Origin of the sequence: Microvirga calopogonii (assembly GCF_003347665.1) — a bacterium.
Classification (GTDB): domain Bacteria; phylum Pseudomonadota; class Alphaproteobacteria; order Rhizobiales; family Beijerinckiaceae; genus Microvirga; species Microvirga calopogonii.
In genome coordinates this window covers 43,970-65,454 of the sequence record NZ_QDGA01000022.1, presented here as the reverse complement: position 1 = coordinate 65,454, position 21,485 = coordinate 43,970, and the positions used below count along the sequence as shown (strand labels likewise).

Sequence of the window (21,485 nt, the reverse complement as noted above, 5' to 3'; positions counted from 1 at the left end):
GAGCCGCCGCGCGAATGGCGGAACGATCTGGAGATTCAATTCATGACGACCGGCGTGTCTTCGCTGTCCTCTCCGTCGACCCTCGTCGGCCTGCTCTGGCCGTCCCGGGACGATGCCCGCTTCGCGGCCCTCCGCGCCATCGTTCTGATGGCTGTCGGCACGGCGCTTCTCACCCTTTCCGCCAAGGTTCAGGTTCCCCTGCCTTACGTACCCATGACGCTGCAGACCCTGGTCGTGCTGCTCATCGGCGCATCGTACGGCTGGCGCCTCGGCGGCGCGACCGTCGGTCTCTATCTCGCTCAGGGCGCCATGGGCATGCCGGTCTTCGCTGGCCCGACGGCCGGAATCGGCTATCTCATGGGTCCCACCGGCGGCTTCCTCATCGGCTTCCTGGCCGCAGCCTTTGTGATGGGCTTCATGGCCGAGCGTGGTTGGGATCGTTCGCTCCCGCGCGTCATCATCATGATGGTCATCGGTCACGCGGTGATCTTCGCCTTCGGTCTGGGTCAGCTGTCGCTGGTCATGCCCTTCGCGAAAGCCTGGACCGTGGGTGCGGCTCCCTTCGTGGCGGCAACCGTCGTGAAGACCGCCCTGGCCGTGGCCTTGATGCAGGCGGCCTGGTCCGTGACCCGCCGCGGCGCCAAGGCCTGACCGGGTCCCGAGCGTGACGTGTTCCGGAAGCCGCCTTCGGGCGGCTTCTTCATTTTGGAGATCAAACTGAGCCGGCTCGTTCAGCCGACCGAGTGCACCAGCCGGAGCTTGGGCTTGGCCTTGGCGGAGCCATACAGGAAGGTGACGTCGGCCCATTCCTCGTCGCCGCCGTTTTCCTCGATCCGATAGCCCATCTGCTTGGCGATGGCCTCGACCTGGCTGAGGTTCGACCGCGCGATCCAGCGCGAGAATTCGCCCAACCCCTGGTCCATCAGAACGGCAATCATGCCGATTTCGACGCCCTGATCGAAATCCTCGCTGCGGCCGGGAAAACGCAGCCGCAAACCTTCATCCAGGTGGATATGTCGCATAACGGGAAGCCCCCAAATCACCCTTTCCGGGCACCTTTTGTTGGAATGTATCAAGGAATGCCATCGACCGGAAGGCGGCATGGACGCGCATCCGCTGGGGCAATGCGCAGGGCGGAACCTGCCCGCCTGGCCGCTCATTAGCCCTGCGACCGATTCGAGAATCAGGAGGGCTCCCATGGCTGAGCGCAGGATCACCGCGTTCTTCGACACTTACGACGAAGCCGCGCGGGCAGTGGAGCGGCTGGAGGCGGCCCATGTTCCGAATTTCGAGATCAGCCTCGTCTCCAACAATTTCGACGATGCCTATACGCATCGCGCGACACGCTCCTTCGACAAGGAGGGGGCGCCACACGAATTCGCCGGGGCCACTGCGGCAGCCGGCACGGTCGCCGGGGCTGGAGCCGGCCTTCTGGCAGGGCTCGGCACGGTTGCCGTTCCGGGCTTCGGGCCCGTGATCGCCGCGGGGTGGATCGTCTCGACACTCGTGGGAGCCGGCGCCGGGGCTGCCGTCGGCGGCCTCGCAGGCGCACTGGTCGATGCCGGGCTCGGCGACGAGGAAGCGCAGAATTACGCGGAAGGCGTCCGCCGCGGCGGCGCGCTCGTGACTGTGAAGGTTGATGAGACGCAAAGGGACAGGGTCGTGCGCATTCTCGACGACGAGGGCGAGATCGAACCGGGCGAAGAGACGAGGGCGGCGGCAAGGGAAGAGGATGAAGCTCCCGCTCCTCCCATCGGCGCTGCCGCTTCAACCACCACGGGGCTGACCACGGATCTCATGCCGATTCCCTTCGATGAAGATGATGGCGACCATACGCTCCACGTCGAGTTGGAGGACGAGCGTCTTCGCCGCCCGACGGGCACGAAGCCTGAATAGGAAGAGGGAAAGGTCTCTCTGCGGCTCGCCCTCCATCTCTTCGGCCCGTGCCGTCAGGCCGAGCGCATCGTGCGGACAAGTGGATCCGGTTTTTACACGATGCGCCCAAGGAACTGAGCGGTGACGCGATCCCGAAAGTGCAGGTCCACTTCGGGTCCGATGCTCTAGCGGCTGCCGCGGAGGGCTCGATCCAGGCTCCATGCGCCGCCGCCGGCCGCTGCGATGAACAGGAACACGAAGCAATAGAGAATGGCCGCATCGCCGCCGTTCAGAACGGGGTAGAAGCTGCGCGGAGCATGGGCAATCCAATAGGCGGCAGCCATGAGGCCCGAGAGCACGAAAGCAACCGGGCGCACGAACAGGCCGGGGATCAGGAGGGCTCCGCCCAAGAGCTCCAGAACGCCCGCAATCCAGGGAAGGCTGAAGGCCGCCGGTCCAGGATTGGGAGAGATCGGAAAGCCGAGGAGCTTCTGCGTTCCATGCGCCATGAAGATGAGGGCAGCGACGATGCGCAGGATGCTGAGAAGGCGCGGGGCCCAGACGGTTTCGAGCCGAGTGGTGTTCATCAAGGGTCTCCAAGCTGCAGATGGTGGAGCGGATGGCTTGGCCGATCCGCCCGTGAGCGAAGTCCCGATACAGGCTCGGCTTCGATCTTCCCAGCCTTCAACGCGAAGCTTCCGGTAACGAGTTGCTTACCACGTTCCCAACTCGCTCTGATCCGGCCCACGACTTGGGCGTTTCTCCTACGCCAACAGAACAGGGGGCTTTCATGACCATCCTCGATCCGAAAACCGGTCAGCTCGTCACCATCGATCTCACGTCCAAGCCGCGTCGCGCGTGACGTCAATCGCCGACGAGATGTTCGGCGCTTCGGATGAGCCTCACAGACTTTTCTCCTCCCAATATTTTGATCGCCCCCTCCGCTGAACCTTCATGCAGAGCGCCTAATTCAATATCGAGCGGCACGCGTTCGTGACCTGACGCACATCGCTCCTGTGACAACTTGTCGATAGTGGAATGGCCGGAACCCTTACTGTGCAACGGCATTGGCTAACAGGAATGCATTCAACTGATGCCAAGGCCAGGGTTGGGGCAGTCTTGATCGGCAGTTGCACTTTAGGCGATCTGCGTTTTTGAAGAATCGAGAGTTGAGGAGAGTCGAATGGCTCTGACGGGACGTTTCAATCTTCGCAAAACCTTCACCGGCCGCATTGTCCTGCAGGTCGAGGAAGAGGTGATGGGCTTCTGGAGCCGGATGTTCGGCAAGGCCAAGCTGCATCGCCGCTGGCGCGATGCGAATGTGCTGGACTTGGCGGCCCCGGAACTCCGCAGCCTCGTCGACTTGCGTTTCCGTCCGCGTTACATGCCCCAAACCAACGAGACACCCCAGGATTGGCCGAAGTCTCCGCGTCAGCTCGAGGCGATGCCGGCACAGACCCTTCACTATGAAACCTATCAGGAGGAGGGGCGCTTTTCGACCCATTGAGAAGCGACGGGGTAGGGCGCCTAGTCGGAAACCGAACATCATCCCACGGGGATGATGCCCCGCAGCTCAATCGACGATTTCGATCGTGAGAAGAATGGTCGGAGTGGCAGGATTTGAACCTGCGACCCCCACGTCCCGAACGTGGTGCGCTACCAGACTGCGCTACACTCCGACACCGAGAAATTCCCGGGAGGCCGGTCTTATAGCGGTGGCGCGGGGGCGCCGCAAGGGGAGAATTCGGTCTTTCTTCGAGATATCCGACCTCGCGCAAAACGGTGTTGCCAGCCGCCATCTGGCCGATTATGTACACGCCACATCTGTTGGGGCGTCGCCAAGTGGTAAGGCAGCGGTTTTTGGTACCGCCATTCCCAGGTTCGAATCCTGGCGCCCCAGCCAATGTTTCTGGGCATAGAAAATTGCCCACAAGATCAACATCTTAATTAAAGTCTTAAGCTGGCTGCGTGCCCAAGCGCGTACCCAGCGTGAGTACCCGCGAACAAGGCTGATCCCATCTTCGTGCGCGGGGGGTAGGGAAAAGGCCTGTGGATGTTAGGCCGAACCTTCATCGGCTGATTCGGCCTGTGATAGACAACAGCGGGCTGAAACTTAGCTTATGGGGGCGATATGGAATTTATGGTTTTGTTGACGCTAGAGCATTGGTTGAACTGGCTTCCAATGTTTCTTTCAGGATTCTTAGCGTTCAAATTGAAGAGTAAATGGCGCTGGGCGTGGGCTGTTCTCCTGGCCCTTCTCCCTTTGCTCGCCCTTCCAGGTAACTTCATGGGCAATAGGAATTTTGCCATCCTAAGCACGATGTTCATAGCCATCGGCTTCTTCTCTGGATCGTTCCTAGGTTTGCTGTTGCAGCGGAAGAACCAAGCAGCCGCTTGATCGCGGAGTAGCGAAGGGGCTTAGCCATCGGAAACGGCCTGAATTAGGTTCAAGCCCCTTTCGCAATTTGGGATGCCTCTTGGAAGGCGGATCACCCGCGATGTGAGCCCATTTCTACTCAGCGGGTGTCGAGGACGTGGGGACCCGAATTTCCTTGTTCGCTTCCGGCCTTACCAGCGGGGTGTCGCCACCTTCCGCCTTTGACACTTGCCTGAGTCGATCGCCAAGGCCAGGCACTAACTCCAGGGCCTTTTTGAACTCCGCTGACTTCAGAAGTTCGTGCCATGGGCTGCCGTGAGTTTCCAACTCAACAAGGCGAAGTGGCGCTTCCTCAAGGCGGGTCAGTGCGGACCCAAACAGACGGGCCTCAAGAGCCTTATCAAAGCGCGCGGCTTCTCTGCGATACCCTTCATATGCCTTCGCCACTGATGCTTTGAAAGCGTAGTCCTCAGCTAGGCGAAAGCGTTGACCAATCTGTTTTGTTGCGAGCCAAGCAAACCATAGGGGAGCCGCAAGGCTGACCGCAGCTAAGGCAACCTTGGCCCATATCGTTGTCCAAACAACAGCGGGTTGGTTCAAAGACTCTGACAAGGCCTGAACGCGGCCATAGCCTATCCCCATGCCCACCAATAGAGCCAATACTAGGCAACCTACCCAGATATTGACGGAGCGATTGAGCTTGGTTGCGCGGTCATCAAATGCAGCGGCTAGTCCCACTGATGTAGTGACGCGGTAGGCTTCCGCGCATTTGCTCACTAGCTCTTCACCTTCTCTGGAACGTTCCTGAAGGGCATCAACTAAGTTCTTAGCTTGCTCATCGTTCCCCTTGATCCGGCCAATGCATTGAGACGCTTCTTCGCCCATCCGCTCGATAGCCGCACTGTCCCTCTTGAGCCGGTCCAGCGTTGTCGGAAGTTCCTCTGCTGTGTCATGTGCGTTGTTGATCTTCTCGACCTTGGCTTCGAGCGTCACTAGGTCGCCAACAATAGTATCTAGTTGGGACTGTGCTGTTTCGACTCTACGCGCCAAAGCAGAGGGTAAGGCCCTCTTGTCTTTGACGATTTCCCAACCAAGCAAGCGGGCAACTTGGTCAGCGACAACGTTAATAAGTTGAAGGTAAGGAGGAAGCGCCGTTGAGATATTGCTATTACCCATATGCGGTATAATGGACGGGTGAAGAGCCTCAATCGAAGCGACCAGCTTCAGTAAACTCTCGCTGTCAGCGTCATCCAATTCGGTGATATTTTGTGCCTTTATCTTCACCGATAGTTGCTTTGGTACATCGGAAATTTGCTCTAGGGTGAGCGGGGCTACGTTCCAAGTCCCGAATAAATCGGTAACCCGCTGTGTGTTATTCGGATTGAGGGCAAGAACAGCAGTGGACACCTTGTCCAGCGCATCACATAGCTTCTGAAGAGTCTTATGCATCGTTGCCCCCGATTATAGCCAAGCTTAGGTCCGGCTAGCCAGTAATTGCATTTTGGCCCAATGCTATAGGCTAGTCAGATAATCCTAGCAATGACTCACCGGGTTCGGCCAACAAATTTCCTCAGATTTTCACACATTCAGTAGCTAAGCTTGCAGTATGCTTACGTGTTGTGATTTGAACTTCGGGGACGTTATCAAAAATTCTCCTTGATATGCTAACACCCTGGCGGTGGACAAACCCGGGGTGAGGCTAACGAGTCATAGTTGCCCAGGCGGTCCCAAGAAAAATCGTCGCTGTGCAACGATTTTACTTAAGATCATCCTAGGCCATCTGTGCAACTTGCACATTGTTGTAAGTGCACATCGAAGGCTAACCCTAGATGTTCAAGGCGCCTTCCTGGGCGATCATTTCCTTGTGTTCCTCAACTAGCGCCAAGGCGGTTTCAAACCATGCCTCAATCAAGGCTCCTGGAAGGCCAGGGCTGATGTATTCCAAAGCCCTCGCTAGGATGTCTGGTTTATCTCTGAAGAATACACCAGACTTCAACAGCTTCTCCGCGAGCTTCTTGGCTTCCTTGTCAAACCATTCTTCACGGTCCCAATGCTCAGAGGCCAAGTGATTGCTTCGGGCCCGACGCCATGACACGCTATCAAGGTCGAACCGTTGTTCACTCAGGGCCTTATAAACCCGCCTCATGTTTGCAACAGCGCCATCGCTGGCTTTAGTCATATCCACAATTTGCTTTCTTGAGTAACCACCGTGCCTAGCGTCCCCAAGTTTCACCAGACGCCAAGCAAGCTCTTGCCTGTCGTTCGGGGTCATTGGAAGTTTGTTCTTATTGTTGAGGGCGATGGACTCTTTGAAGGCTTCCGAAAGGGTCCCTTCAAACACCGTAATCGGCACTAGGTCTTCCCATCTCACCGCTTCGTAGGCCGCATATCGATGGTGGCCGTCCACGAGAAAGAACCGCTGGCCGATGGGCGTAACTAAGATAGGGTCTAAAGGCTCGCCCTGGTTATCAAGAGCCTGTGCGAGTTCCCTGATATGCTCATTGCTCGCCAGAGCGTTCCCACCAGGGAAGCGGGGCTGAAAGACCTTATCGGCAATCTGAATATCGTTCAGCCAGAGCCCTCTCGGGCGCTCTTGGGTCTGCTCTTCTGTGTCCTCAAGCCGCTTCAGCTCCTCAAGGTCCACCTGAGATGTCGGAAGCTCAACGTCAAACTTCCTAAACATTATTCAGCCCTCTGGGGGCATAGAGGCGTTCGCTATTCATCGTTAGGTCCTTTCAAAAGCATGTAAAAAAGAAAAGCCCGCACGATGGCGGGCCAATGAGTAAAGAGGCCAGCACAGGCCCTTCTATAGTCCGCCACAAGACCCTCTTAGGTGGCTTAGATCGTTGAGTTCCCAGAGCATTTGGTTGCAAATGTTGAGGCGGTTATTTCAAATAGGCGTCTCTAATTCATACTGTCTATATTCCTATTTTAAGGCGCCCTCAAAATAGGTTTCACGTGACCCGCCGAAGAGCCCTCGCAACCGTAGTCTTGTGCCAGTCACCGCCCCGCGGCGTCTTCACTTCACGCCTGTTCAATTCGGCAGCGATGGCCTCAAGCGTCACTAGCCCCTGGGAGCGGATATGATCGATAATGGGCAGGACACTCGCCGCCCGCTTCTCAGCCCGTTCCTTGATAGTCTTGGTGGCCTTCACGCGGCCTTCTACAAGGTTCTGTTCCTTCCCGAGGCGGACCCCTTGAGCCTTAAGTTCAGCCAAGGCCTCCCTGGTCCGCTGGCTGATGAGCTTGCGTTCCTTCTGGCCAAGCGAGGCGTATATGTGAAGCATGAACTCATCAACGTCATGGCCCATGTTGGCACAGACGAAGCGGACCTTGCGGTTCATGAGGCCAGCGATGAACTCAACATCACGCGATAGGCGATCTAACTTGCTGGTAACGATCCAGGCCTTGTGCTTGCGGGCATAGGCAAGGGCCTTCAGAAGCTCAGGGCGGTCGTCGTGCTTCCCGCTCATGACATCCGAGAAGTCTGCGATAACCTCGCCGCCCTCAGCTTCAACGAAGGCAGCAATGGCCCGCTCTTGAGCATCGAGGCCAAGCCCAGACTTCCCCTGTTCCTCTGTGCTGACGCGGCGGTAAGAGACATATTTCCTAGACATCTAGGCTCCGTACACAAACCAGAACGACCGTTCACGTTTGTAACTTAGCGTGGTTCAAATTCTCGTCAATTAGAAGATGGGCTAGCGTCCTAGATAGCTGAAGCTATTCTGGGATATGGTCAAATAGTCAGATAGAGGGGGCGGTAAAAGATTGGGTGTGGTTATCTAATAGATTACGTCGCAATTGTATTTATTCTAAGTTGTCAGGCCTTCATGGGTCCTATATTAGAAATATATACCAGGTGGCACCCTCGCCCTCACTTCGAAAAAAGGGCTAAAGCCCAAGGTTGTTGTTTGCTTTCGTTGAGAGGTGTCGTTCAATTTTGGAAAAGGGGGCCGAAGCCCCCTGATTACTCCATACCCCGCGCAACTCGCCAGTACCTGCGCTTCTTGCGTAATGACTCCTTGGTAATCCCCGTCATCTTGTGAAGGGCATTATCCGACATTCCGTAGTCGAAGGAGGCGAAGAGCCATTCGTCAGCCTCAGGAGTAAGTGCGGAGCTATTGTCGCCAGGAACCGACCGGAGTTCGGCTGGCATCGGCGGCGGTCCGCTATCCTGTCCATTCTGAGCATCAAGAAGTCTCAACGTTTCGGTAGCGAGCTGAAGCATCTTTGCCGCGTTATCCCGGATACGGGCGAGGTGGGTGTTGTCCATTTGATCACCTGCATGGGGGTGGGTTAGCCCCATTAGACTGGACCAGCTTCATTCAGCGTGTCAAGGGGGTAATTCACGGTCACCCATGTTGAAGGCGCAGAAGACCTGAGACTGTCAGCAACCCGCCGCGAAGTGGCCCTAGATTTCTTTGGTGTACGAGGGGGCGTGGGCGGTCCTGGGCGGACTTCAAGTACGGCACGACACCCCTCGCTTGATATGAGGCCTTTAGGCCGCCTTCGCGTCCTCTGTGACCTGAAGAGCTTGGCTCGTGTCAGGACTCTCAGGAAGCCTCACAGCCTCAATACAGGCCCGGCATTGTTCACGAAGCTCCGCCCCAGAATAAACGTTGAGCGTAATGCCCCCGCGCTTATGCCCGACCACAGCCGCAATGACGGATTCGGGTTGTCCGGCTTCATCCGCCTTGGTGATGAACCAGCGGCGGAACGAGTGGAAATTAGTGCGGGCTCTACGCCTTCCCTCGACTTTCTCATGGACGCCAACGGACTCACGATAGCGCCCGAAGGCCTTAACAGCGGGCATCGAGCGTTCCCGCCCTTTGTTAGGGGGCGGCTCTGGAAACTCAGGAAACAGGTCGTCCTCATGGCTTCGACCTTCCGTCATTTCCGCGATGAGCGGCACTAGGGCCGAATGGATCGGGACAATCCTTTCCCCTGGTTCGCGTTTCTGGGGCTTGAACACGAAGAATCCATTGACACAATCCTTCACCTTCAGGCTCACGATGGCGTCAATACGGGCTCCCGTGAGCGCCGCGATACGCATGAGCGGCCCCAGCGCCTTGTTGTGGGGCGTCCCATTGAGAAGTTTCAGCAGCTCCTCATCTGTGAACGCTCTTTCCGCCTCGCCCTTGGGGGTCCGCTCTTTCGGAAGGGACTGTTCGCGCCAAGGGTTGTCTTCAACCAGCCCACGCCGCTTGAGCCATTTCCAATAGGCGGTGAGTTGCGAAATGTTCTTGTTGATGGAACGGACGCTCAGCTTCTGGCCGCTCTGGCCGCTTGCTGAAACAGCCGACATGCCGCCGATGAAGCGACCAGCCGCCTTGCGGGTGATGGCCTCAATGGTTGGGCTGACGTTTTCACGCTTGCACCACTCTTCGAGGTACCTGAGGGCACGACGGTCCTCATCTTTGGTCCTGGGTTTCCGGTCAGGTGTCTGTGTGTGCCACTCGTCAACATAGGCTGACAGGGGCGTGGTCCGGCCTGTCGCAATGCCATAGAAATGGTCGGCCCTTTGTTCACGCTCAGGATCGTATTCATACTGGCCCGAATAGGGGTGCGGGTCTTTATCGAGCGGGTCACCGCGGATTTCTTCAGCCCGCTCACTCACAACCCAGAGCTTGAACTCCTCAACCTCATGGGGCTTCATCCGCGCCAGCTCAGCACGCAATGCCAAGGCCTCCTGAAGCAGAGGGTCGGCGGGCGTGTTCTTCTGGGCTTTCGCGATTTGGGCCTTGAGTTCAGCTACAACGTTCCATTTGAGGGCGTTGGCGACCTTGAGGCTATCGGTGTTCAGCCCTCGCTTGAGCTTGGTTGCGCCAAGTGTCTTTTGAAGGTCCCTGGGTACCGACACCGTGACCCGCCACATTCCCCCGTGCTTCTCAAGATAGCTCTTATCAGTCTTGTTCATGGTCCTCTTCGAGTGTCTGAGATTCAGCGCGTACCCCGCTGCGTACCCAGATTGCGTACCCAAAGCAACGCTTAAAACCCTTCAAATCCTTACATTTTAATGGCTTAATGGTACCCAAGATGAGGCTCCTGGCGCCCCAGCCATCTCTCAAAGTTTTTGAGCGTGAAGAGCTTTCGCAGGCTGTGGGCGAGAGGCTCTGCAATACTGCGCATTCCTGTCTTTTCCCGACATCGGAGATCGTCAGCTGGCTTGCGGGAAGGGCGTTCTCTATGAAGAACAACCTTGCCTGGTTCGACGCTGCGGCAGCTTCAAGAAACTCTGCTCAAGGTTCAGATCCCCATCAATAAGAACATTTATCTCTGGCGGCGCTGTCCGAGAGCAGATTTTGCTACTACCGGGTGTTCTAAAAAAAGAACATTCTGGTTGTAATAGCGGACATTCGAAGGCGATAATTCCCTTGCAATTCAGCTCACGGCCAGCCGCATAGGGGATCTATCGTGACACTCAAATCTCGCTTTGGAGGCAAAGTCGGCCTTCTCGCTTTGGCAGGGGCTACGTTCCTCGCAGGCTTCTCGATGGGGACGAGCGGCACGATGGCCGCCGGGTCCGGTCAGACACCCGTGAAGGGCGGCTCTCTGATCTATCTCGAGCAGCAGGCCCATACCAATCTGTATCCGCCGGCTGGCGGCTTCTACCCCAATGGCGGAATTCTCAATCAGATCACCGACAAGCTCACCTATCAGAATCCGAAGACGCTCGAGATCGAACCCTGGATTGCCGAGTCATGGACGGTGAATGCCGATGCGACGGAGTATACCTTCAAGATCCGGAAGGGCGTGACATTCTCAGACGGCACGCCGCTCGATGCCGCTGCGGTGGCGAAGAATTACGACACGTTCGGGCGTGGCAACAAGGAGTTGAAGCTCCCGGTCTCGGAGGTCATCAATAATTACGACCGGAGCGAAGTCATCGACCCTGAGACCGTCAAGTTCATCTTCAAGAAATCGTCTCCCGGCTTTCTGCAGGGCACGTCCGTGATCGGCTCCGGCCTCGTTTCCCTGAAGACGCTCGCGCTGCCCTACGAGGCGCTGGGCGATGCCACGAAGATCATCGGCTCCGGCCCCTTCGTCGTCGCCAGCGAGACCCTCGGACGCGAGCTCACTCTGAAGGCGCGAACCGACTATAATTGGGGGCCGGCGAAACTCGGGCACCAAGGTCGCGCCTATCTCGACGAGATCAAGTACATCGTCACGCCGGAAGACAGCGTGCGCATTGGTGCTCTCGTGGCAGGACAGGCCGACATCATTCGCCAGATCCAAGCCTATGACGAGAAGCAGGTTGAGGATGAAGGCTATCTGATCTATGCGCCCTCGACCCGCGGTGTGAACAACAGCGTTGTCTTCCGTCCCGACAATCCGCTCGTGGCCGATGTCCGGGTTCGTCGCGCTCTGCTGCATGCCACCAACACGGATGAAATCGTCTCGACCTTGTTCTCGGCTCATTACCCGAAGGCGACCTCGATCATCGCCAAAACGGCGCTCGGGTATGTCGATCTCTCGTCGAAGCTTTCCTATGATATTGAGAAGGCCAAGGCGCTGCTCGACGAGGCTGGTTGGACAATCGGCCCGAACGGACGGCGCCAGAAGGACGGACAGACGCTTGAGTTGTCGGCCTATGAGTCCCTGCCGCAGCCGCAGAACAAGGAAACCCTGCAACTCGTCGCGCAGCAATGGGAAAAGATTGGCGTGAAGCTGAACGTGCTGACCGCAGATTCGGGCAGTGCGACGGTGAATAATCTCGATCCGGCCAAGGCACCCGTCTCACCAGCCATGGTCGGCCGTGCCGATCCCGACGTGATCAAGAGTCAATACTTCCCGACGAACCGCAATGTCCTCCTGCAGAAGGGCGGAAACAGCGACAAGGTGCAATCCTTCGTCGACGAGCGCCTCAATGCGCTTCTGGATCAGCTTGCCTCCGAGCCGGATCGCACCAAGCGCCTCGCTATCGCCGGCGACGTCCAGAACTATGTGATCGATCAGGCCTACGCGATCCCGATCTTCGAGGAGCCGCAGGCCTTCGCCGCCGCCCCTTACGTGAAGGACGTGTCCTTCGAAGCCGTCGGACGTCCAAGCTTCTACGGCACTTGGCTCGCACCCCGCCGCTGACAACAGCATCGTGCCGGCCGGATATCGCGGGAACGATATCCGGCCGGATCGCATCGTCTCGATTATCGGACAGGGATCATCCATGTCGCGCTACGTGATCGGAAGGATCGGACAGGCAGCCCTTGTACTCTGGGCCGCGTTCACTGTTTCATTCATCCTGCTCCAAGCCCTGCCGGGCGACGCCGTGCTCATCAAGTTCCTCAATCCCGAACTCGGCCTGGGCCCGGAGCAGATTGCTGATATCCGTGCCTCCTATGGGGCGGACAGCCCGCTTTGGGTGCAGTATCTCCATACGGCCACGAATTTCCTCACCGGTCATTTCGGCTATTCCATCCATGCGGGCGTCCCCGTCGGCGACCTTATACTCGCCAACCTGCCGCCCACCCTGTGGCTTGCAACGCTGGGCTTCGTGTTGGCGGTCATCATCGCAGTCACGCTTGCCGCTCTCGCTGCGCTGTCGCCTTTCTCGTGGCTACGCTCCTTCATCCAGTCGATTCCGGCCCTCTTCATCTCCACGCCTGTGTTCTGGCTGGGAATCCTGTTGATCCAGGTCTTCTCATTTCAGCTCAGGCTCATTCCCGTCATCAATCCGGGACCCTGGCAGGCCCTGATCCTACCCGTTCTGACGCTGGCCGTTCCGATATCGGCGCCCCTCGCGCAAATCCTGATGCGCAATATCGACCATGTGCTGACGGAACCCTTCGTGGCAGTCGCGCGCGCCAAGGGCGCATCCCACCGCTGGGTGCTGTGGAAGCATGTGGCGAAGAATGCCGTTCTGCCGACTCTTACCATTGCCGGTATCCTCTTCGGCGAGCTTCTGGCCGGCGCGGTCGTCACGGAAGCCGTGTTCGGGCTCAACGGGTTCGGCGGACTGACGCAGCGCTCCGTCAATGATCAGGACATCGCCGTGCTGCAGGCCATCGTCGTGTTTTCCGCAGCAGCCTTCGTGCTCATCAATCTCACGGTGGACCTGCTCTACCCCGTCTTCGATCCTCGCCTCAGAGTGAGACAAGGAACTCCCGCATGACCGGACAGAACATGATCGGGCGCAGTCTGCTGCGCGACGGTACGGACATTTCCAAGAGTGCCTCTTCCTCTGGATCGAGGGATATTGCTCCTGGCGCGCGCCGTCTGCGGTTCATCGGAAGCATTCAGCCGGGTCTCGCATTGTCATGGTTTGTCATGGCTGTCGTCGTGCTCTGGGCGCTGTTTCCGCAGTGGTTCACCGGCTACAGCCCGACAGTCGGCGTCGCACGCCAGCAGCTCCGCGCACCGAGTGCCGAGCATTGGCTCGGGACGGATGCGCTCGGGCGCGACCTTCTGGCCCGCATCATCTATGGCGCGGGCAATTCGCTTTCGGGGGCCTTCGTGGCCGTCGGCGTCGGCCTCGTAGTAGGTACGACCCTCGGTATCGTCGCAGGATCGGCGCGCGGCAGGATTGACGGAGCCATCATGCGCTGCGTCGACGTGCTGCTCTCGATTCCGCAGCTTCTTCTGTCGCTCAGCATCGTCATCCTCCTGGGCTTTGGCATTCTCAATGCCGCCATCGCGGTCGGCGTAACATCGATCGCCAGCTTCGCGCGGCTGGCCCGCTCCGAAGTGGTGCGGGTCCGTGCCAGTGATTACGTGGAGGCGGCCTTTGGGAGCGGCGGAACGTTCAGCCGCGTATTGCTGCGTCACATTCTGCCGAACTCCCTCACGTCCGTGATCGCGTTCGCGGCCCTGCAACTTGGATGGGCCATTCTGACCATCTCCACACTGGGCTTTCTCGGCTACGGCGCACCGCCGCCGACTCCTGAGTGGGGTCTGCTGATCGCCGAGGGGCGAAACTACATCGCGCGGGCTTGGTGGTTGACGACCGTTCCCGGAATCGTGGTGATCCTCGTCGTTCTGTCGGCGAACCGCATCAGCCAGTCCTTTGGAAAGGCCAAAGCATGACCACGGCAATCGACATCGGGCACGTGTCTGCGGGCGTCTCGGCGGCGCCTGTTCTCGAGATCAGCAACCTCGCGGTGGGCTATCGTGGCAGCGACAGGTTTCAACGGGTCGTCCACGAGGTTTCACTCCGGGTTCAGCCGGGCGAAGTGGTGGCCCTTGTCGGCGAGTCGGGTTCCGGAAAGACCACGACCGCCCAAGCGGTGATCGGGCTCCTGGCAGAGAACGGTCGCTTGGAGGCGGGGGCGGTCCGGCTCAACGGAACCGATATCGCAGGATGGTCGCAGAGGCAGCTCGATACGATCCGCGGTAGCAAGATCAGCCTGATCCCGCAGGACCCGACGAGTTCGCTCAACCCCGTCAAGACCATCGGTGCCCAGGTGGCCGAGGTGCTTGAGATCCACCGGCAGGGCAACAGGGCAGGGATCGACGCGCGTGTCATCGAACTTCTGGCACGTGTCGGCCTCTCTCAACCGGAGCTGCGCGCCAGACAATATCCGCATGAGCTTTCGGGGGGTATGCGCCAGCGTGTCCTGATCGCTATTGCGATTGCGCTGCGTCCAGCCCTGATCATTGCCGACGAGCCCACCAGCGCGCTCGACGTAACGGTGCAGAAGCGCATTCTTGACCTGATCGACGAGCTGCGTCGCGAATACGGCACAGCCGTTCTTCTGGTAACGCACGATCTGGGTGTCGCGGCCGACCGGGCCAATCATATCGTCGTGCTCAAGGGCGGACGCATTCAGGAGCAGGGTCCGACCGCGGAGGTTCTGTCGTCCCCGCGCAGCGAATACACGCGCAAGCTCTTGGCCGATGCTCCCTCGCTTGGCAAGGCTCGTGCCGCACCGAGGGGCACATCCTTGCGCACCAGCGGCAGCGATGAAGTCATCGCCGTCGAGAACCTCGTGCAGGATTTTCCCATCGGAGACCGCCGGGAGTCCTTTCGCGCAGTGGACGGCGTATCCTTCACTGTCCAGAGGGGAACGACACACGCCATCGTCGGAGAATCCGGTTCTGGCAAAACGACCACCGCACGCAGCATCGTCGGGTTTCAGAAACCTACGTCGGGGCGCATCCTCGTCGACGGCATTGATGTCACCACCCTGCGCGGGGAAAACCTGCGCCGGTTCCGCAAGACGATCCAGCTCGTCTATCAGAACCCTTTTGCCTCGCTCGATCCGCGGCAGACCATTTTCCAGATCGTCGAAGAGCCGCTTCTGAACTTCGATCCTCTGTCGCGGGAGGACCGTGCGACACAGGTTCAGTCCATTCTTGACCGTGTCGGTCTTCCGCAATCGGTTCTGGCCCGCAAACCGCACGCGCTTTCCGGAGGGCAGCGCCAGCGTGTCGCCATCGCCCGCGCGCTCGTGCTCAATCCGAAGATGCTCGTGCTGGACGAGGCGGTATCGGCGCTCGACGTCACAGTGCAGGCACAGATCCTCGCCCTTCTCGACGAACTCCAGCAGGCCCTCGGGCTGACATATCTCTTCATCTCCCATGATCTCGCGGTTGTTCGCCAGATCTCGGATACGGTCTCCGTCCTGCACAATGGCCGGCAGGTCGACAGCGGGCCGGTGGAGGACGTGTTTCTGCGCCCCGGCAGTCCGTACACGCGCGAATTGATCAGCGCGATTCCCGGACAAGGCACCACCATTCAGCACTAATTGCAGACCATCAAGCGGAGCAAACCGATGGCAGTATCCTCGCAACCCAAAAGGCTCGGCTTCTTCACCCGCCTGCTGGACGAAGCGAGTGCAGGCGAGCGTTATCGCCTGGCGGCGGAGCAGATCATCCACGCGGAGCGATATGGATTCGACTCCGCCTGGGTGGCCCAGCATCATTTCCATGAGGCGGAAGGCGGGCTTCCTTCACCCCTCGTCTTCCTGTCGCACGTTGCTGCGCGAACCTCGAACATTCGCCTCGGCACGGGTATCATCACATTGCCGCTCGAAAATCCCATTCGCGTCGCGGAGGATGCGTCCGTCCTGGATCTGCTGTCCGGTGGGCGCCTTGAGGTCGGTGTTGGAACTGGAGGCACGCCTTCATCCTTCACGGCGTTCGGCTTAGACAGCGCCAACCGCTCCGAAATCTACGAGAGGCATTTTGCCATCCTGCGGAGAGCTTGGAGCGGCGGACATTTCGACGGCGGAGACACGCTTTATCCAGCCGCGCCGGATCTGAACGATCGCGTCTGGCAGGCGACCTTCTCCGTCGGAGGAGGGATCCGCGCCGGCAAGGCAGGCGACGGCCTCATGCTTTCGCGCACGCAACCACGACCGAAAGATGCGCCCGGGGCAACGCTCGCCGATATTCAGCATCCCATCATCAATGCCTATCTCGAAGCGCTGCCGGCCGGTCGTGCTCCCCGTATCGTCGCCTCACGCTCGCTGTTCGTCGCGGACAGCAGGGAGGAGGCGCTGCGCCTCGCAGAGAAGGGGTTGCGCCGCGTCGTGAGCGATTTCGCCGCCAAGGGGCACGTGATCCCGGGCGACACCCTGATGGATATCATCGCTGCTCTCGACACGCATGTGGGCACGCCGCAGGACGTGATCGAAAGTCTCAGCCGGGACACCACCCTGCCACGGGTGACGGACCTCGTGTTTCAGGTCCATTCGGTCGACCCACCGCACGAATACATCCTCAGGTCGATCGAACTCATCGCGAGCGAGGTCGCTCCGGCGCTCGGCTGGCAGAGGCCGGTTGCCAAACCTGAAAGACGCGTCGCCCTTGTGCATTAAGCAAATCACGTCACCAAACCGAATGTGAGAAGATCATGAGCACAAACATACCGGATGTAATCGATCATCTTGCCGGAATCAGCCCAGGTTCCAGCCTCGACAGATTGCGCGAGCAGCGGCCTCAGGCCCGGGAGAACGCACAGAAGAGTTATCTGGCGCTGTTCGAGCCGGAGGTCCCAGGTCATGTAACGGCAATCGAGCGCTATGCCGTCGCCACGTTCGTGGCGGGCCTCCATCGTCAATCCCCTGTGACCGAATTCTATGCGGCGTCCCTGCAAGAACTCGGACATCCCAGGCTGACCGACGCGATCAGGGCGGAAACGGCACGAGGTTTCACGGAGGGCCCCTACGGCCGCTATCCGCAGGGCCCGCTCACGGTCGAAGATGAAAACGGACTGGATTATCACGTCTCCACCGAGAACAAGGAGCTTCTCGGATCCCGCCTTGTCGCTGCCCTGGAGCACGCGCATCTGCTGGTCTTTCATCCCCGGGACGCGAACCCTGCCGCACTGCAGAGGCTGCTCGATGCCGGATGGTCGACGACCGATATCGTAACCCTGTCGCAGCTCGTGGCTTTTCTGTCATTCCAGATCCGCGTCGTCGCGGGGCTGCGGGCCCTTGCGGGCGCATCCGCGATCGAGGCGACTGATGCGGAATATACGCAGATCTTCACGGGCGTTCTTGCGTCCGGGGCCGTTTGAGAAGGAGCCATTCCATGACCGAGACAACGCTGCTCCATCCCGATAACCGGGAGCCCACCGCGTTCACACAGGAGGAATTGGGCTGGCTTCCCTGGCTTGAGCCGTTTCCTGCAGAGCAACTGACTGAGAGGCACTGGGCCGGTCTCGTCGACGCGTCACGCGCCAAGTCACCGTACTTCCTTCTGCTCGCCCGTGACCCGGATGTTCTGCAGGCCAGGACGAAGACCGACAAGGACATCTTCTACAACACGAGCAACGGCCTTCCCCGGGCCGAGCGGGAGCTTGCTGCGACGGCGACTTCACGCTCGAACGGCTGCATCTTCTGCGCGTCCGTCCACTCCCGGTTCGCCACGCAGTATTCGAAGCGAGGAACCGACGTTCAGCGCCTTCTCGACGAGGGCGTCGATGTGGATATCGACCGCCGCTGGAACGCCATCATTGCTGCATCCGTCGCACTGACCGACACGCCCATGGCGTTCAGTGACAGGCAGGTCGATGAGCTCCGGGCGGCTGGACTTTCCGATCTGGAAATTGTCGATGTCATCAACGGCGCGGCCTTTTTCAATTGGGCGAACCGCCTGATGCTATCCCTTGGCGAGCCGACACCTCCTGCCAAGTCCTGATGCAATGGACTGGAGAGCAGGCCACGCTGGGAGCCGGTGCTCTGGTGGTCTGCTCCCTGGACGGATTGTGGATCGGTCCGTTCGATGATGAGTTGGGGCGCGTCCCGGCGCGGAGGAGACACCGGGCGGGAAGTCCGGATAGCGGGATACGTTTGTTGTGATATAGTATCGTGCACGGGTTCATGCCTGGGCTGAGGAACCATGGGGGTCATGACCCCGGTCGCGATGTCGTGCGAGTCCAGACACCCTGGGAGGACCTTGATCCCGCCCAGCCCCATATAGCCGCTCTCCCTGCTGCGCGTTGCCGGCGCGCTCACAGGGGGGAGATGGCCGTTCATCCCCTCATGCCCGGGAATGCGAACCTAGCCGGAAGCCCGCATGGCGACCCTTTTGGCGGCGCTGGACTACAGGGCGACAACGACGTTCTGTCCACAGACAAGGTCATCGAGCACGAGGCGAAGAGCCATTCCAGCCTCTTGCTTTGGGGCAACCGGGAGCTAGTTCAAGTGTCTAAAGTTGACACTAAATATGGCCTTCTACTCGCCCTCTATGAGAATCCGTAAAATTCGTAACGTCTCGCTCACACCCGAGCTTGAAGCCTTCCTCGACAACAAGGTCACAGCGGGCCGCTATCGCAGCGCAAGCGAGGTCGTTCACGCTACCCTACGGCTCCTTGATGAGCGCGAGCGCCGAGCCGAGCAGGGGCGGCAACCGTTCTGGGAACCACCTGATGAACGATAGGCTGCCAAGCGAGCGTGATCCTATTGCGCTCGACTTCCTTTCGGGCGGCGAGATGGGTTCCCTCATGCGGGCGCACGATTGGTCGTCCTCGCCGCTTGGAGCACCTTCAACATGGCCGCAGTCGCTGCGCTCCGTGGTTGGCCTGCTCCTCGGCTCGAAGTTCCCGATGTTCGTAGCCTGGGGCCCGGAACTCGGATTCTTGTACAATGATGCCTACGCTGAGATCCTCGGCGCCAAACATCCACGGGCGCTCGGCCTGCGCTTCCACGACATCTGGTCCGAGATCTGGTCCGACATCTCTCCATTGATCGACGCGGCTCTGGCTGGCGAGGCAAGCTACCGGGAGAACCTGCCGCTCCTCATGAACCGCAAGGGCTTCGACGAGCAGACGTGGTTCACCTTCTCCTATTCCCCGGTACGCGACGAGAGCGGCCAGGTGGCTGGCATGTTCTGTGCCGTCGCCGAGACGACGGGCCAGATCCTCGCCGAGAGACGGCAAGCCTTCCGCATCAAGCTTGAGGAGACGCTTCGTATTCTCGCCGATCCCCGCGAAGTCATGGAGGCAGCAGTCGAGGCGCTTGGGCAGCATCTGGGCGCCAACCGGGTCGGCTACAGCGAAGTGCAGGCCGACGATGAGACGATCGTCTGCCAGACGTGCTTCGTTAATGGCGTGGAGCCCCTCATCGGGACTTTTTCGCTTCGCGCCTTCGGCCCTGACAGCATTGCCCGCCAGCGGGCGGGACAGATCGACGTCTGCGACGATCTCGTGGCCGACCCGGCGCAGGTACATGCGACCTGGGTGGCAATCGAGACCCGCGCCTTCGTGTCGGTACCGCTGGTCCGCAATGGCCGCTTCACAGCATCTCTGTACGTGAATTTTCGGGAGGTTCACCGTTGGTCCTCCGAGGAGGTGGAGCTGATCGAGGAGGTCGCCGCGCGAACATGGTCGGCCGTGGAGCGAGCACGAGCCGAGGCTGCGCTTGCGGACAGCGAAAAGCGGCTTCGCGCCTTCGTGACTGCAAGCTCTGACGTGGTGTACCGCATGAGCCCCGACTGGGCCGAGCTGCGTCAGCTCGAAGGAAGGGGGCTCCTCCTGGATGCGGAGAGCCCAAACGATGCTTGGCTCAGCAGCTATGTTCACCCCGACGACCAGCCGCAGGTCGTGTCGGCGATCCAGGAAGCGACCCGCGCAAAGAGCATGTTCGAGCTGGAGCATCGCGTGCGCAGGGCAGACGGAACATTTGGTTGGGTACACTCGCGCGCGCTGCCGATCCTGCGGGAAGACGGCGAGGTCGTCGAATGGTTCGGAACCGCAAGCGACGTGACGGCCCGCCGGCAAGCCGAGGAATCCATCGAGAGGCTCGCCCTGGAGCTTGCGCAGGAACGAACCCGTCTCGCAACGCTGATCGAAAACTTGCTCGTAGGCGTGGCCCTTGTCGACATACAGGGGACGACGGTGCTTTCGAACCCGGCCTTCCGCCGCTACCGGCCCGACGGCGTCATTCCATCGAGATTGCCCGATGACCGGGAGCAGTGGATCGCCCATGATGACCAGGGTTGTCCTTTGCCAAAGAGCCAGTATCCCAGTGCGCGTGCGCTGCGGGGCGAGCTGGTTACAGGCATCGAGTTCCTACATCGCTTGCCCGATGGCCAGGAGAGTTGGACGCGGGTAAGCGGTATCCCTATACGTGACTCCGATGGGCGGGTGAGCGGCGCCTTGGCGGTGATCGTGGACATCGACGACATCAAACGCAGCGAAGAGCACCAGAGGCTCCTGATCAACGAGTTGAATCACCGGGTGAAGAATACGTTGGCTACAGTGCAGTCCATTGCCAGGCAGACGCTCCGGAATGCGCCAACCATGGAGGACGCCAAGACTGCTCTGGAGGGGCGGCTGCTGGCTCTATCCCGGGCACACGACGTTCTCACCTCAGAGAACTGGGAGGGGGCAGAGCTACGCGAGATCGCAGCCCAGGCAGTCGAGCCGTACAGTAACCGTAGCGAAGACCGCCTGCATCTGAACGGGCCCAAGGTTCGTCTGTCGCCCCGGATGGCGCTTGCCGTAGCCATGATGCTCCAGGAGCTTGCAACGAATGCGGTGAAGTATGGTGCACTGTCCAGTGCGAAGGGCGAGATCAGGATGAGTTGGAGGCTTGACGGGGGCACTCCTGGACGCCTTCGCTTCCGTTGGGAAGAGAGCGGAGGTCCGCCGGTTCAGCCGCCCACACGAAGAGGCTTCGGTAGTCGGCTGATCGAGCGAAGCCTCGCCCTGGATCTCGATGGTGATATTCGCATCGATTTCGCCGCGACTGGTGTCATCTGCACAGTGGATGTTCCGATTGGCTGATGAATGAGCGATGGAATTGGCATCCGCCATTCGTTATGGAGCGACCGTCCGGGCAGATAGCCCTTT

The 21,485-nt window shown here is 59.5% G+C and carries 20 protein-coding genes and 2 tRNA genes; 14 read left to right on the top strand and 8 right to left on the bottom strand.

From position 1 onward, the window contains the following. Positions 1 to 42 precede the first annotated feature (42 nt). Positions 43 to 651, top strand: coding sequence for a biotin transporter BioY (locus DDF70_RS17570; RefSeq protein ID WP_114946154.1), 609 nt, complete (start codon positions 43 to 45; stop codon positions 649 to 651). Between the two features lie 80 nt (positions 652 to 731). Here DDF70_RS17570 and DDF70_RS17565 read toward each other — a convergent pair whose 3' ends face one another. Next, the gene (locus DDF70_RS17565) at positions 732 to 995 is read right to left on the bottom strand and encodes a hypothetical protein (RefSeq protein ID WP_245435535.1); all 264 of its coding nucleotides are present in this window, start codon (positions 993 to 995) and stop codon (positions 732 to 734) included. 202 nt (positions 996 to 1,197) lie between these two features. Between DDF70_RS17565 and DDF70_RS17560 the strand changes: the two genes are divergently transcribed. After that, the gene (locus tag DDF70_RS17560) at positions 1,198 to 1,896 is read left to right on the top strand and encodes a hypothetical protein (RefSeq protein WP_114946152.1); all 699 of its coding nucleotides are present in this window, start codon (positions 1,198 to 1,200) and stop codon (positions 1,894 to 1,896) included. Between the two features lie 164 nt (positions 1,897 to 2,060). Here the strand turns inward: DDF70_RS17560 and DDF70_RS17555 are convergent, their stop codons facing one another. Next, entirely contained in the window at positions 2,061 to 2,462 is a 402-nt protein-coding gene (locus tag DDF70_RS17555; RefSeq protein ID WP_114946151.1) for a DoxX family protein, read from the bottom strand. 596 nt (positions 2,463 to 3,058) lie between these two features. Between DDF70_RS17555 and DDF70_RS17550 the strand changes: the two genes are divergently transcribed. After that, positions 3,059 to 3,382 (top strand): hypothetical protein, encoded by a 324-nt coding sequence (locus DDF70_RS17550; RefSeq protein ID WP_114946150.1) that lies wholly within the window; start codon positions 3,059 to 3,061, stop codon positions 3,380 to 3,382. A gap of 95 nt (positions 3,383 to 3,477) precedes the next feature. On the opposite strand, the gene DDF70_RS17545 is transcribed toward DDF70_RS17550, so the two are convergent. Continuing rightward, a tRNA-Pro gene (locus DDF70_RS17545) sits at positions 3,478 to 3,554 on the bottom strand. Between the two features lie 149 nt (positions 3,555 to 3,703). Between DDF70_RS17545 and DDF70_RS17540 the strand changes: the two genes are divergently transcribed. Together DDF70_RS17540 and DDF70_RS17535 are read left to right on the top strand one after the other, a co-directional pair. Continuing rightward, positions 3,704 to 3,778, top strand: a tRNA-Gln gene (locus DDF70_RS17540). 228 nt (positions 3,779 to 4,006) lie between these two features. Continuing rightward, on the top strand, positions 4,007 to 4,273 hold the full coding sequence (locus tag DDF70_RS17535; RefSeq protein WP_114946149.1) for a hypothetical protein: 267 nt from the start codon (positions 4,007 to 4,009) through the stop codon (positions 4,271 to 4,273). Positions 4,274 to 4,387: 114 nt separating this feature from the next. On the opposite strand, the gene DDF70_RS17530 is transcribed toward DDF70_RS17535, so the two are convergent. The 5 genes from DDF70_RS17530 to DDF70_RS17510 form a co-directional block, all read right to left on the bottom strand. Beyond that, entirely contained in the window at positions 4,388 to 5,701 is a 1,314-nt protein-coding gene (locus DDF70_RS17530; protein WP_114946148.1) for a hypothetical protein, read from the bottom strand. Positions 5,702 to 6,077: 376 nt separating this feature from the next. Further along, a complete protein-coding gene (locus DDF70_RS17525; protein ID WP_114946147.1) occupies positions 6,078 to 6,935 on the bottom strand; it encodes a ParB/RepB/Spo0J family partition protein in 858 nt (285 codons plus the stop codon). A gap of 271 nt (positions 6,936 to 7,206) precedes the next feature. Next, positions 7,207 to 7,869: a recombinase family protein gene (locus DDF70_RS17520; RefSeq protein WP_114946146.1), complete on the bottom strand. Its 663-nt coding sequence runs from the start codon at positions 7,867 to 7,869 to the stop codon at positions 7,207 to 7,209. Positions 7,870 to 8,219: 350 nt separating this feature from the next. Beyond that, on the bottom strand, positions 8,220 to 8,525 hold the full coding sequence (locus DDF70_RS17515; protein WP_162820467.1) for a hypothetical protein: 306 nt from the start codon (positions 8,523 to 8,525) through the stop codon (positions 8,220 to 8,222). 225 nt (positions 8,526 to 8,750) lie between these two features. Then, positions 8,751 to 10,169, bottom strand: coding sequence for a tyrosine-type recombinase/integrase (locus DDF70_RS17510; RefSeq protein WP_114946144.1), 1,419 nt, complete (start codon positions 10,167 to 10,169; stop codon positions 8,751 to 8,753). Positions 10,170 to 10,744: 575 nt separating this feature from the next. Between DDF70_RS17510 and DDF70_RS17505 the strand changes: the two genes are divergently transcribed. The 9 genes from DDF70_RS17505 (at position 10,745) to DDF70_RS17460 (ending at position 21,419) form a co-directional block, all read left to right on the top strand. Further along, positions 10,745 to 12,334 (top strand): TIGR04028 family ABC transporter substrate-binding protein, encoded by a 1,590-nt coding sequence (locus DDF70_RS17505; protein ID WP_114946143.1) that lies wholly within the window; start codon positions 10,745 to 10,747, stop codon positions 12,332 to 12,334. Between the two features lie 82 nt (positions 12,335 to 12,416). Then, on the top strand, positions 12,417 to 13,361 hold the full coding sequence (locus DDF70_RS17500; RefSeq protein ID WP_114946172.1) for an ABC transporter permease: 945 nt from the start codon (positions 12,417 to 12,419) through the stop codon (positions 13,359 to 13,361). Then, positions 13,358 to 14,272: an ABC transporter permease gene (locus tag DDF70_RS17495; RefSeq protein WP_114946142.1), complete on the top strand. Its 915-nt coding sequence runs from the start codon at positions 13,358 to 13,360 to the stop codon at positions 14,270 to 14,272. The genes DDF70_RS17500 and DDF70_RS17495 overlap by 4 nt, the downstream gene beginning before the upstream one ends. Then, positions 14,269 to 15,933: a dipeptide ABC transporter ATP-binding protein gene (locus tag DDF70_RS17490; protein ID WP_114946141.1), complete on the top strand. Its 1,665-nt coding sequence runs from the start codon at positions 14,269 to 14,271 to the stop codon at positions 15,931 to 15,933. The genes DDF70_RS17495 and DDF70_RS17490 overlap by 4 nt, the downstream gene beginning before the upstream one ends. Positions 15,934 to 15,960: 27 nt before the next feature. Then, positions 15,961 to 17,007, top strand: coding sequence for a putative FMN-dependent luciferase-like monooxygenase (locus DDF70_RS17485; RefSeq protein WP_114946171.1), 1,047 nt, complete (start codon positions 15,961 to 15,963; stop codon positions 17,005 to 17,007). Positions 17,008 to 17,042: 35 nt separating this feature from the next. Next, positions 17,043 to 17,708 carry a CMD domain protein gene (locus DDF70_RS17480; RefSeq protein ID WP_114946140.1) on the top strand — a complete coding sequence of 222 codons (666 nt, stop codon included), beginning with the start codon at positions 17,043 to 17,045 and terminating at the stop codon, positions 17,706 to 17,708. A gap of 14 nt (positions 17,709 to 17,722) precedes the next feature. Then, entirely contained in the window at positions 17,723 to 18,331 is a 609-nt protein-coding gene (locus tag DDF70_RS17475) for an alkylhydroperoxidase domain protein (protein ID WP_114946139.1), read from the top strand. Between the two features lie 528 nt (positions 18,332 to 18,859). Continuing rightward, positions 18,860 to 19,072 carry a type II toxin-antitoxin system ParD family antitoxin gene (locus DDF70_RS17465; RefSeq protein ID WP_342633926.1) on the top strand — a complete coding sequence of 71 codons (213 nt, stop codon included), beginning with the start codon at positions 18,860 to 18,862 and terminating at the stop codon, positions 19,070 to 19,072. Then, positions 19,062 to 21,419: an HWE histidine kinase domain-containing protein gene (locus DDF70_RS17460; RefSeq protein WP_114946136.1), complete on the top strand. Its 2,358-nt coding sequence runs from the start codon at positions 19,062 to 19,064 to the stop codon at positions 21,417 to 21,419. Before DDF70_RS17465 ends, DDF70_RS17460 begins: the two co-directional genes overlap by 11 nt. Positions 21,420 to 21,485 lie beyond the last annotated feature (66 nt).